This is a genomic window from Ornithinimicrobium jinqii (genome assembly GCF_045032595.1).
Lineage (GTDB): Bacteria > Actinomycetota > Actinomycetes > Actinomycetales > Dermatophilaceae > Ornithinicoccus.
Genome location: NZ_JBJFZS010000031.1, coordinates 57,561 through 68,289, shown reverse-complemented (window position 1 = coordinate 68,289; position 10,729 = coordinate 57,561). Strand labels below are relative to the sequence as shown.

The 10,729-nt window shown below is 72.5% G+C and carries 12 protein-coding genes and 1 tRNA gene; 7 read left to right on the top strand and 6 right to left on the bottom strand.

Features of this window, described 5'->3' with window-relative positions; genetic code table 11:
- Positions 1-139 precede the first annotated feature (139 nt).
- Positions 140-216, bottom strand: a tRNA-Pro gene (locus tag ACI3ET_RS14425).
- Positions 217-293: 77 nt separating this feature from the next.
- On the bottom strand, positions 294-1,232 hold the full coding sequence (locus ACI3ET_RS14420) for a metallophosphoesterase (protein WP_405033761.1): 939 nt from the start codon (positions 1,230-1,232) through the stop codon (positions 294-296).
- 50 nt (positions 1,233-1,282) lie between these two features.
- Here ACI3ET_RS14420 and ACI3ET_RS14415 point away from each other — a divergent pair, with 50 nt between their 5' ends.
- The gene (locus ACI3ET_RS14415; protein ID WP_405033760.1) at positions 1,283-1,747 is read left to right on the top strand and encodes a GatB/YqeY domain-containing protein; all 465 of its coding nucleotides are present in this window, start codon (positions 1,283-1,285) and stop codon (positions 1,745-1,747) included.
- 47 nt (positions 1,748-1,794) lie between these two features.
- Here ACI3ET_RS14415 and ACI3ET_RS14410 read toward each other — a convergent pair whose 3' ends face one another.
- Both ACI3ET_RS14410 and ACI3ET_RS14405 read right to left on the bottom strand, forming a co-directional pair.
- On the bottom strand, positions 1,795-4,449 hold the full coding sequence (locus tag ACI3ET_RS14410) for a transglycosylase domain-containing protein (protein ID WP_405033759.1): 2,655 nt from the start codon (positions 4,447-4,449) through the stop codon (positions 1,795-1,797).
- 34 nt (positions 4,450-4,483) lie between these two features.
- Positions 4,484-5,269: an alpha/beta hydrolase family protein gene (locus ACI3ET_RS14405; RefSeq protein ID WP_405033758.1), complete on the bottom strand. Its 786-nt coding sequence runs from the start codon at positions 5,267-5,269 to the stop codon at positions 4,484-4,486.
- Positions 5,270-5,334: 65 nt separating this feature from the next.
- Here ACI3ET_RS14405 and ACI3ET_RS14400 point away from each other — a divergent pair, with 65 nt between their 5' ends.
- The 4 genes from ACI3ET_RS14400 (at position 5,335) to ACI3ET_RS14385 (ending at position 7,789) form a co-directional block, all read left to right on the top strand.
- Positions 5,335-5,490 carry a DUF4177 domain-containing protein gene (locus ACI3ET_RS14400; protein WP_405033768.1) on the top strand — a complete coding sequence of 52 codons (156 nt, stop codon included), beginning with the start codon at positions 5,335-5,337 and terminating at the stop codon, positions 5,488-5,490.
- A 12-nt stretch (positions 5,491-5,502) separates the two neighbouring features.
- Entirely contained in the window at positions 5,503-5,976 is a 474-nt protein-coding gene (locus ACI3ET_RS14395) for a RidA family protein (RefSeq protein WP_405033757.1), read from the top strand.
- Between the two features lie 85 nt (positions 5,977-6,061).
- Positions 6,062-6,949, top strand: coding sequence for an NUDIX hydrolase (locus ACI3ET_RS14390; protein ID WP_405033756.1), 888 nt, complete (start codon positions 6,062-6,064; stop codon positions 6,947-6,949).
- A gap of 6 nt (positions 6,950-6,955) precedes the next feature.
- Entirely contained in the window at positions 6,956-7,789 is an 834-nt protein-coding gene (locus ACI3ET_RS14385; protein ID WP_405033755.1) for an MBL fold metallo-hydrolase, read from the top strand.
- 31 nt (positions 7,790-7,820) lie between these two features.
- On the opposite strand, the gene ACI3ET_RS14380 is transcribed toward ACI3ET_RS14385, so the two are convergent.
- Positions 7,821-8,498, bottom strand: a complete 678-nt coding sequence (locus ACI3ET_RS14380; protein WP_405033754.1) for a Crp/Fnr family transcriptional regulator — start codon at positions 8,496-8,498, stop codon at positions 7,821-7,823.
- Between the two features lie 111 nt (positions 8,499-8,609).
- Between ACI3ET_RS14380 and nth the strand changes: the two genes are divergently transcribed.
- Both nth and ACI3ET_RS14370 read left to right on the top strand, forming a co-directional pair.
- Positions 8,610-9,320 (top strand): endonuclease III, encoded by a 711-nt coding sequence (nth, locus tag ACI3ET_RS14375; RefSeq protein WP_405033767.1) that lies wholly within the window; start codon positions 8,610-8,612, stop codon positions 9,318-9,320.
- Positions 9,317-9,967: an NUDIX hydrolase gene (locus ACI3ET_RS14370; protein WP_405033753.1), complete on the top strand. Its 651-nt coding sequence runs from the start codon at positions 9,317-9,319 to the stop codon at positions 9,965-9,967. The genes nth and ACI3ET_RS14370 overlap by 4 nt, the downstream gene beginning before the upstream one ends.
- 12 nt (positions 9,968-9,979) lie before the next feature.
- On the opposite strand, the gene ACI3ET_RS14365 is transcribed toward ACI3ET_RS14370, so the two are convergent.
- Entirely contained in the window at positions 9,980-10,462 is a 483-nt protein-coding gene (locus ACI3ET_RS14365; RefSeq protein ID WP_405033752.1) for a phage holin family protein, read from the bottom strand.
- Between the last annotated feature and the right edge of the window lie 267 nt (positions 10,463-10,729).

The window sequence follows — 10,729 nt, the reverse complement described above, 5'->3', positions numbered from 1 at the left end:
AAGGTAGCGTCGGGCACGTCGAGGTCTTTCGGATGGCTGGCGTAGGAACCTCCATCTTCGGAAGACCTCGACACCTACCCCCGGACCGACGCGCCAGCGCTCTCTACACCCTCATCTGTGAAGAGCCCCTTTGTGTCAGTGGTCGGGGTGACAGGATTTGAACCTGCGACCTCTTCGTCCCGAACGAAGCGCGCTACCAAGCTGCGCCACACCCCGTGGCTGATGCTGCGACCGACGAGCGGCACGCAGCGTCCGCAAGAATAACGCACGCGCCGCCCTGCGGCCGAATCCGCTCAGGTGACGGGCCGCAGCGTCAGCAGCGTCGCCTCCGGGCGGCACGAGAACCGGAAGGGGGTGTAGGGGTTGCCGCCCAGTCCTGCGGACACGTGCAGCCAGGCGGCGTCGGCCGGCGCCTGCTCGGACGGTGCGCTCCCCGCGCCCGGCCACCAGCGAGACAGGCCAGCCACCCGGCCCTTGTCCAGGTCGCAGTTGGTGACGAGAGCGCCATACCCGGGCACCTGGAGCTGTCCCCCGTGGGTGTGCCCGGCGATGAGCAGCCGCACCCCGTCGGCGCTCATCGCGTCCAGCACCCGCTGGTAGGGCGCGTGCGTCACCCCGATCGTCAGCGCGGCGTCGGGGGAGGCGGGGGCGGACACCGAGGCGTAGTCGTCGAGCTCGAGGTGCGGGTCGTCCACCCCGACGAGCTCGAGGCGGACGCCGGCGACGTCGAGCTCGACCCGACGGTGGGTCAGGTCGAGCCACCCCCGGGCTGTCAGCCCGTCGACGAGGTCCGCGGTGGGAAGCCGGACCGGGCTGAGCTCCTCCACCTTCCGGTGGCTGTCGTCGAAGTAGCGGAGCGGGTTCTTCAGCACCGGCGCGAAGTAGTCGTTCGAGCCGAGCACGAACAGGCCGGGCACGTCGAGCAGGCGGTCGTAGGTCTGCAGGACGGCAGGCACGGCCTCCTGGTCGGCCAGATGGTCACCGGTGTGCACCACCAGGTCCGGAGCCAGCGCGGCGAGGCCGGACACCCACTCGCGCTTGCGGTGCTGGCGAGGGACCAGGTGGAGGTCGGACAGGTGCAGGACGCGCAGCGGGCGGGTGCCGGCGGGCAGGCAGGGCACGTCCACCCGCCGCAGGGCGAACCACCGTGGCTCCACCCACGTCGCGTAGGTGACCGCCGCCCCCGCAGCTGCCGCACCCGTGCCCAGCACGCTCCACGCCCGTCGTTCCATCCCCCGATCCTCGCAGGCCCGGCCAGGGCTGGGGTGGGACACTGACAGGCATGACCGAGCAGAGCGGACTCAAGGCCACCCTCCAGCGCCACCTCACCGACGCGATGCGCGCACGGGACAAGGTGCGCGCCGGCTCGATCCGGATGGCCCTGACCGCGGTGACCAACGAGGAGGTCGCCGGCAAGGAGCACCGGGAGCTCACGGACGAGGACGTGCTGCGCGTGATCGCCAAGGAGGCGAAGAAGCGGCGCGAGGCCGCGGAGGCCTACACCGGTGCGGGGCGGCCCGAGCTCGCCGAGCAGGAGGAGGCCGAGCTGGCGATCCTCGAGGCCTACCTGCCCGCCCAGCTCGACGACGCCGAGCTGCAGCGGCTGGCCACCGAGACGGTCGCCGAGCTAGGGGTGTCCGGGATGGGCGGTATGGGGCAGGTCATGAAGGCGCTCCAGCCCAAGATCGCGGGGCGCGCCGAGGGCGGACGCGTGGCTGCAGCGGTGCGCGGGGCGCTGGGCACCTGACGGCGCCTGACCGCGGCTGAGGGCGGACGCCGGGAACGGGCCCTGGGTCAACCGTCCTGCCCGGGCGGAGCGATCGGGGGTGCCGGCTCCTCGGCCGGCGGGGGCTCCGGCGCCGGAGCCGGAGCGGGCGCCGGCTCGCTCGGTGCAGGCTCTGGCTCGCTCGGTGCCGGCTCCTCGACCGGCGGTGCCGGCTCCGCCGGTGGCTGGGCGGGCTGGGCGGGCGCCGGTTGGGCGGGCGCCGGTTGGGCAGGTGCCGGCTGGGCAGGTGCCGGCTGGGCAGGCGCCGGCGGGGCGGCGGCGGGCGCCTGCACCACGGGTGACCGTCCGGTAGAGACGTGGAGGATGACCGGCGTGGAGGTGCGGATCGAGGTGCCGGTGCCAGGGGTGGTGTAGACGACCGTGCCTTCGGGCTGGCTCGAGCCGACCGGCTGGACGCTGGCGGTCAGGCCGACGTCCTCGAGCTTCTCCTTGGCCTTCGCCTCGGTCATCCCGATGACGGAGGGGATGGTGATCCGCTTGCCGTTGAGGATCTCGTCGGACGGCTGCTCCCAGTCCTCGACCGGCTCGCCGGCCAGCGCCATGTCCATGATCCGCTTCCACAGGGGTGCGGCGATCGAGGAACCGTAGAGGGGGCCGTCGATGACGATGTCGCCGATCGTGAGGTCCTCCCGGTCGGCCCCGGCCTTGGCGCCGGTCGGCACGCCGACGAAGACGGCCGTCGACAGCTGGGGGGTGAACCCCGCGAACCAGGTGTGGGTCGAGTTGTCGTTGGTGCCGGTCTTGCCGCCGGCGGGACGGTCGCCCTCGAGGACGGCCTTCCAGCCCGAGCCGTCGGGGGAGACGACGCCCTGCAGCAGCTCGACGGCACCCAGAGCCACCTCCTCGTCGATCACGCGCTCGCACGCGGGCGTCTCCAGCGGGATCTCGGTGCCGTTGGTGTCCACGATCTTGGTGACGGGCAGGGGCTCGCAGTAGATGCCCCCGGAGGCGAAGGTGGCGTAGGAGCTGGCGACGGTCAGCGGCGAGGCGTAGTCGGCCCCGAGGACGATGGCCGGCGGGAAGGGGCTGAAGGTCTCGCCCGAGTCGTTGTGCATGCCCATCGCGGTCATCGTGCCGATGATGTCGCAGGTGCCGACCTGCGAGGCGAGCGTGGCGAACGCCGTGTTGACCGACAGGGCCGTGGCCTTGCGCAGGGTGATCTCGGAGTCGTGGTTCTGGTCGGCCGCGTTGCGGACGGTCCAGTACTCCTCGCCGATGGTGCACCCCTCGTCGAAGTCGTCCTGGAGGAAGACGCCCACGGGGAAGGTCTCCTCGCCCCCGGTGGGCTGGGGGTCCTCGGGGTTGTCGACCCAGACCCCTCCGAGGGTGGCGCGCCCCGGCTCCTTGAGGGCCAGCTCGGCCTCGACGGGGACGCCCTTCTCCAGCGCCTCGACGACCGTGTAGGCCTTCGCGACGGAACCGATCTCCATACCGCCGGGGCCGCCGTAGGCGCGGTCGACGTTCCAGTTGACCGCCGTGGTCTGGACCTTGTCCCCGGACTCGTCGAAGGAGTACGAGCTGGACTGGCCGAAGGCGAGCACGTGCCCGGTGCCCGGCTGGACGATCGAGGCGGCCGAGCCGATGTTGTACTCGTTCTGCGGGGTGGTCTCCCGCAGCGTCTTGGTCAGGTCCGCGGACAGCTTCGGGTCCAGCGTGGTCGTGATGGTCAGGCCACCGGTGGTCAGCTTCTCCAGCCGCTCCTCCTCGGTGGCGCCCAGCGCGGGCTGGTCCAGCAGCCACGTGGTGACGTAGTCGCAGAAGTAGGGGTTGCGGGAGTTGATGCACGATCGCTGGGAGTCGGTGAGCTCCAGGGCGGGGTCGCTCTCGCGGGCCTCCTGCCACTCCTGCTCGGTGATCATCTCCTGGTCGTACATCTTGTCGAGGACCAGGTTGCGGCGGGCCGTGGCCAGCTCGATGTCGGCGACCGGGTTGGTGGACGACGGGGCCCGGACGACCCCGGCGAGCAGTGCCGCCTGGGGGATCGAGAGGTCCTTGGCGTCGACGTTGAAGTAGTGCCGGGCCGCCGCCTGGACGCCGTAGACGTTGTCGCCGTAGAACGCCAGGTTGAGGTAGCCGACGAGGATCTCCTCCTTGGTCAGCCTCTCCTCCAGCGTCACCGCGTACTTCAGCTCGCGCAGCTTGCGCACGTAGCCGTCCATGCCCGAGCGGGAGTCGAGCTGCTGGAGGGCGTCGATGTCGCGGTTCTTGAGGGCCTCCTCCTTGAGCGCCATCTTGATGTACTGCTGCGTGAGCGTGGAGCCGCCCTGCGTCGAGTCGCTGGCGGCGTTGCTCACGACCGCCCGCGCCAGTGACTCGATGTCCATGCCGCCGTGGTTGTAGAAGCGCTCGTCCTCGATCGCCACCTGGGCGTCCTTCATGTGCTGCGAGATGTCCGCGCTGTCCACGATGATGCGGTTCTGCTTGGCCGGCGTGGCGAGCACGGAGCCGTCGGCCGCGACGATGCGGGACTGCTGCGCCAGCGGGTTCTCCTCGAGGTCGCCGGGGAGCTCCTCGAACATGCCCACGCCCTCGCGCGCGGCGAGGCCCGCAGCACCGATGACCGGCGCAGCCAGGCCGGCGCCGATGATCCCCATGAGCACCGAGACGGCGAGGAAGACCCCCAGCAGAGAGGTCACCCTGGCGGCTGTGAAGGCAGAACGCATGTCACCACGGTACGGGAGGTTTCTGAGATCCCCCTCAGGTTCGGGCCAGGAGTCGCGCCAGCTCCCCGGTGAGGAGGGGGTATGCCGTCGACGCCGGGTCGATCATCGCGAAGTGGTCCGCACCCTCGGGCAGGAGGAGACGGTCCCGGCCGGGGGTGGCCGCGGCCGACCACCACGACTCCGCCACCGCGACCGGCACCCGGTCGTCCGTGGTCCCGTGCACGACCACGACCGGGGAGGGCGTGGGGCCCAGCCGAGCGGGGTCGGCGAGCGAGTAGGCCTCGGGGAGGTCCGCCGGGGTCCCGCCCATCAGGTCGTGGGCAGCGCCGTCGTCCAGCCCGAGGTCGGCCACCGTCGTGAGGTCGAGGCAGCCGGCCAGCGACACCGCACCGACGACCGGGCCGTAGCCCGGGACAGGGGCGGCGGCGGGCTGGTGAAGCAGCCAGACCGCGAGGTGCCCCCCGGCGGAGTGACCGACGAGGACGACGGGGAGGGCGCCCGCCTCCTCCCGGCGCACGGCAGCGAGGGCGGCGGTGACGTCGTCGAACGTCCCCGGCGGCCCGCCCCCCACCATCCCGGAGCGGGCGAACTCGACCAGGGCGACGGCATACCCCTCGGAGGCGAGGGCGGCGGCCAGGGGGCGCAGGTGGGTGCGGTCCCAGACCGCCCGCCAGAACCCGCCGTGCACGAGCACCACCCAGGCGCGTGGGGCTGTGCTCGGCTCGTGCACCTCGTAGACCTGGTGCGGTGCAGGACCGTAGGACTCCGTGCGCGCGGGCTGCGGGCCGGGGCGGTCGAGGATGCCGCGGTCGGTGCTCACGCAGGCAGTCCTACCACGCACGGGGGTGGGTGTCGCTGGCTGCCGGTAGGGTCGGCGCCATGAGCATCCAGCAGTGGGAGTACGCCACCGTCCCCCTCATCATCCACGCCACCAAGCAGATCCTCGACCAGTGGGGAGAGGACGGCTGGGAGCTGGTGCAGGTCGTCGCCGGCCCGGACGGCAGCAACCTCGTCGCCTACCTCAAGCGTCCCAAGGGCTGAAGGGAGCCACCCATGAGCACCGTCGAGCAGCGTCTGGCCGAGCTGGGCCACGCCGTCCCCGAGGTGGCCGCCCCGGTCGCCGCCTACGTCCCAGCCGTGCAGCACGGCGACCTCGTCTACACCTCCGGCCAGCTGCCGTTCGTGAACGGCGCGCTGCCGACGACCGGCAAGGTCGGTGAGGGCCAGGGCCTCGTCGACCCCGAGGAGGCGAAGCGCCTCGCCGGTCTGTGCGCCCTCAACGCCATCGCAGCCGTGAAGTCGGTGGTCGGCGACCTGGACCGGGTCGTGCGGGTGGTCAAGGTCGTCGGCTTCGTCGCCAGCGACCCGTCGTTCACCGGCCAGCCGGGCGTCGTCAACGGTGCCTCCGAGCTGATCGGTGCCGCCTTCGGCGACGCCGGCGTGCACGCCCGGTCCGCCGTCGGGGTGGCGACCCTCCCCCTCGACACCCCCGTGGAGGTCGAGATCACTGTCGCCGTCCGCGACTGAGGTGCCCCCCTCGCGACCGGAGTTGGCGGACGGTCGTTCTCGGCCGGGCCGGACGCAGCGGAGAGCGGCATGGCGGGACTTCCCGATGCCCGGCGTGGTCGCCGCTCACTCCCAGCGCTGGTTGGACACGCCGGAGCCGGACAGGACCGTCGCGGCGGCCCGGCCGTCGGCGACGGTCATGCTGCTCCGCGAGGGCGCCGACGACGGGGTGGAGGTGTTCGTGCTGCGCCGCGCCTCGAGCATGGCGTTCGCCCCCGGGATGATGGCGTTCCCCGGTGGCGGCGTCGACCCGCGCGACGCCGATCCCGGCGTGCCGTGGGCCGGTCCGTCCCCCCGGCAGTGGGGGCGCCGGACCGGGACCACCGACGCCCTCGCCCGCGAGCTGGTCATCGCCGCCGCCCGCGAGGTCTTCGAGGAGTGCGGCGTGCTGCTCGCGGGCCCTGCCCCCGACCGTGTCGTCGCCGACCTCACCGACCCCTCGTGGGACGAGGAGCGGTCCCGGCTGCTCGACCGGAGCCAGAGCTTCGCGGAGATGCTGACCCGTCTCGGTCTGGTGCTGCGCTCGGACCTGCTGGCGCTGCGGGCGCACTGGACCACGCCGGTGTGCGAACCGAAGCGCTACGACACGCGCTTCTTCGCGGCGCGCATGCCCGAGGGGCAGATCGCCGACGACCTGTCCACGGAGGCGGAGCGGGTGGCGTGGGCGACCCCCCGGGCCATCCTCGCCGAGCAGGCGGCCGGTCGCGAGGTCCTCCTGCCGCCCACCCAGGTCATGGTCGAGCAGCTCGCCCACGTGGACGACCTGGACGGGTGGCTCGCCCGCCCGGTGCCGGTGCACCCCGTCATGCCGTGGCCGGTCGAGCGCGACGGGCAGCTGTGGATGCGTTCCCCGGTCGACGCCGACGGGAACGGGCTGCCCCCCGGTGACGCGGTGGGCGAGGGTCTGTTCCCGGACCAGACCCGGGGGAGCTGACCCCTCGTGCGTCCGACCACGATCGCCGACCCGTCCTGGCAGGGCGGCGGCTGGGGCGAGCGTGCGCACTGCGTGCTCTGCCCCAACCCCTCGCCGATGACGCTGGAGGGCACCAACACCTGGGTGCTGGCCGAGCCGGGTGGCGACGAGGTGGTCGTCGTCGACCCCGGCCCTCTCGACGAGGGCCACCTGCACGCGGTGCTGCAGCACGTCGCGGGACGGGACGCGCGGGTGGTGCTCACGCTGCTGACCCACGGCCACGCCGACCACGCAGAGTCGGCCGACCGCTGGGCTGATCTCACGGGTGCCCCGGTGCGGGCCGTGGGACGCGGTCACGACGACCTGGCGGAGGGTGAGACGGTGCGCGCCGGCGCGCTGGAGGTCCTCGTCGTGCCCACCCCGGGACACACGGCCGACTCCGTGTCCTTCCTCCTGCCCGCCGAGCAGGTGCTCCTCACCGGGGACACCGTCCTGGGCCGAGGCACCACCGTGGTGGCCTACCCCGACGGCGACCTCACGTCATACCTGGACTCCCTCGAGCAGCTGCGGCACCTGACCGGTTCGGGTCGGGCGACGAGCATCGCCCCCGGGCACGGCCCGGTCGTCCCCGACGCGGCCGGCACCGTGGAGCACTACCTGGCGCACCGGCACGAGCGTCTGGAGCAGGTGCGCACGGCGATCGCGCTGCTGCGCGGCGAGCACGTGGAGGCCGCCGTCGATCCGGGACCGGACCTGGCCGACCGCCTGGTGCAGAGCGTCTACGCCGACGTGCCGCGGGAGGTGTGGCCCGCAGCGAGGCTGAGCGTGCTGGCCCAGCTCGACTACCTCGGCGAGCTCTGAGCCCGCACCCTGGGCCGTTCGACGCGGGGGCTCAGCGCGCGCGGCGCCGCAGGCGGTCGAGATCGACGAGCGTGACGGCCTTGGCCCCCAGGATCAGCCAGCCGCGGTGGGCGAAGTCGGCGAGCGCCTTGTTGACCGTCTCCCGGCTGGCCCCCACGAGCTGGGCGAGCTCCTCCTGCGTCAGCTCGTGACCGACGAGCAGCCCGGCCTCGGTGCGGCGGCCGAAGCGGTCCGACAGGTCGAGGAGGGCCTTGGCCACGCGGCCGGGAACGTCGGTGAAGACCAGGTCGGAGATCCCCTCGTTGGTCAGGCGCAGGCGGTGGGCAAGACCGGCGAGCATCTGCATGGCGACCTCGGGGTGCTCGGACAGCACCGTGCGGAGCGCGTCGTTGCCCAGCGAGATGAGCTCGGTGTGGGAGATGACGTATGCGGTACTGACCCGCGGGCCGGGGTCGAAGAGGCTCAGCTCGCCGAACATCTCGCCGGGGCCGAGGACGGAGAGCAGGTTCTCGCGACCGTCCCCGGAGGTCCGGGCGAGCTTGATCTTGCCGCTGGCGATGACGTAGAGCGAGTCGCCCTGGTCACCCTCCCGGAAGACGATGTCGCCGCGCGACAGCCGATGCGGCGTCATCGAGTCCATCAGACGCTCCGCCGCCGCTCGGTCAAGGGCGGAGAAGAGCGGAGCCTTGGTCACGACTTGGCTGTCCACGGCCTCATGGTGCCACGTCGACCGTCTCAGGGTGCGGGTGGGTGTGTCGTGTGTCACGTCTACCCTGGGACCGTGAGCAGCCACGACGTCGAGCCAGGTCCGGTCCCAGGCGTGGTGGACGCCCCCGTCGAGAGCCCTCTGGCGCTGACCCGGCGCGCACGGCGGACGTACCGCATCCTCGCCGAGCACTACCCCGACGCCCGCTGCGAGCTCGACTTCGCCGACCCCTACCAGCTCCTCGTGGCCACCGTGCTGTCTGCGCAGACCACCGACGTCAGGGTCAACGGGGTGACACCGACGCTGTTCGCCCGCTTCCCCGACGCCCAGGCTCTCGCGGCGGCCGACCGGACCGAGGTGGAGACCATCGTCCAGCCGACGGGGTTCTTCCGGGCCAAGACCGACAGCCTCCTCAAGCTCGGCGCGGCGCTCGTCGAGCGCTTCGACGGCCAGGTGCCCGGTCGGCTGCGCGACCTCGTCACCCTGCCCGGCGTGGGTCGCAAGACGGCCAACGTCGTCCTGGGCGACGCCTTCGGGGTGCCGGGGATCACCGTCGACACCCATGTCGGCCGGCTCGTGCGCCGCTTCGGCTGGACCACGGAGGAGGACCCGGTCAAGGTCGAGCACGAGGTGGGGGTGCTCTTCCCCCGCCGGGAATGGACCCACCTCTCCCACGTCCTCATCTTCCACGGCCGGCGTACCTGCCACGCCCGGCGCCCGGCGTGCGGGGTCTGCCCGGTGGCGAGGCTGTGCCCCGCCTACGGGATCGGGGAGACGGACCCGGCGAGGGCGGCGTCGCTGGTGCGGACGGGACCGCGCGCGTGACGGCATACCCCGCTCCGTCGTGGTTGACGCGGTTCGCCGACGGGGTCCCGCAGATCGGGGGCCACCACTTCAGCAGCTTCCTGCCGCCGCAGGGCGGCGGGCGGAGACAGTCGGCGGTGCTCGTGCTCTTCGCCCCCGGTCCTGCGCTGCCTGAGGACACCACCGTGGTGATCACCGAGCGCGCGCACAGCATGCGGTCGCACGCGGGTCAGCCCGCCTTCCCCGGTGGGGGCACGGAGGCGGGCGACGAGAGCGTGGTCGCGACCGCGCTGCGTGAGGCGTGGGAGGAGATCGACCTCGACGGTTCGGGCGTGGAGGTGCTGGCGGACCTGCCGACGCTGCACATCCCGGTGAGCGGGTATGACGTGACCCCCGTCGTGGCCTGGTGGGGCCGGCCCGCCCCGGAGCGGCTGTGGGCGAAGGACCCCCGCGAGGTGGCCCGCGTGGTGCAGCCCAGCCTCGCGTCGCTGGTCGACCCCGCCGCCCGCTTCCAGGTGCGGCACCCGAGCGGGTTCGTCGGGCCGGCCTGGGACGTCGACGGGCTGCTGGTCTGGGGGTTCACCGCTGGTCTGCTCGACCGCATCCTGGACCTGTCCGGGATCGCGCAGCCGTGGGACCGGTCCCGGGTGCGGGACCTGGAGATCTGAGGGGGTCGGGCCTCAGGCGCGCTGGGTCTCGGCGGTCAGCGCCGGCGGCGGGGTAGAGCCGCCCTTGAGCTGGGCGGGTGCCTGCTTGAGGGTCGCCACCGTCTGCTGGGCATCGGCGATGGCCTTCTCCGGCTTGCCCTTGACCTGGGTGACCTGCTTCTTGCCGATGAAGGCCAGGATGCCGGCGACCGTGAAGAGCACGGCGGCGACGATGAGCAGTCCCGCCCACCACGACAGCCAGAGGGCGATCACGCCGGCCAGGCCGAGGAACAGCAGGCCGAGGCCGTAGAGCGCGACCACCCCGGCGCCGACGAACATGCCGGCGCCCTTGCCCGCGTGCACGACGTCCTGCTTGATCTCGACCTTCGCCAGCTCGATCTCGCCGCGCATGATCTGGGAGAGGTCGGTGGACACGTCGCTGACGAGCTGACCGATCGAACGCTCGCCGGTCGTGCCCAGGAGGGGCTGCTTGCCGGGGTCCACGGAGGTAGCCATGAGGGCGATGCTAGCGCCTGTCCTGCCAGGTCGCAGACCGGGCGGGCCCCGGGGGAGCCGACGGTGCGGGTGGCGGTGTCCGCCCAGGCGCCCCCTGAACTGCGCCCGGGGCGGACACCGTATCGACTCCCGGTCCCGTGACAGCCGGTGGGGCCAGCCTCGCAAGGGGCCTCCACGTCGATGTCTCCATCGTCCCAGCGCGAGCGCCCCGGGCCAACCAAGATTGGGACAAGGTTTGTTCAAGATTTGGTCAAGTCCGAAGCCCTG

Bases quoted from the DNA above. Each gene is read 5' to 3' on its own strand.
- ACI3ET_RS14420 (WP_405033761.1), bottom strand. From the start codon at position 1,232: ATGGAACGACGGGCGTGGAGCGTGCTGGGCACGGGTGCGGCAGCTGCG.
- ACI3ET_RS14415 (WP_405033760.1), top strand. From the start codon at position 1,283: ATGACCGAGCAGAGCGGACTCAAGGCCACCCTCCAGCGCCACCTCACC.
- ACI3ET_RS14410 (WP_405033759.1), bottom strand. From the start codon at position 4,449: ATGCGTTCTGCCTTCACAGCCGCCAGGGTGACCTCTCTGCTGGGGGTC.
- ACI3ET_RS14395 (WP_405033757.1), top strand. From the start codon at position 5,503: ATGAGCACCGTCGAGCAGCGTCTGGCCGAGCTGGGCCACGCCGTCCCC.
- ACI3ET_RS14390 (WP_405033756.1), top strand. From the start codon at position 6,062: ATGCCCGGCGTGGTCGCCGCTCACTCCCAGCGCTGGTTGGACACGCCG.
- ACI3ET_RS14365 (WP_405033752.1), bottom strand. From the start codon at position 10,462: ATGGCTACCTCCGTGGACCCCGGCAAGCAGCCCCTCCTGGGCACGACC.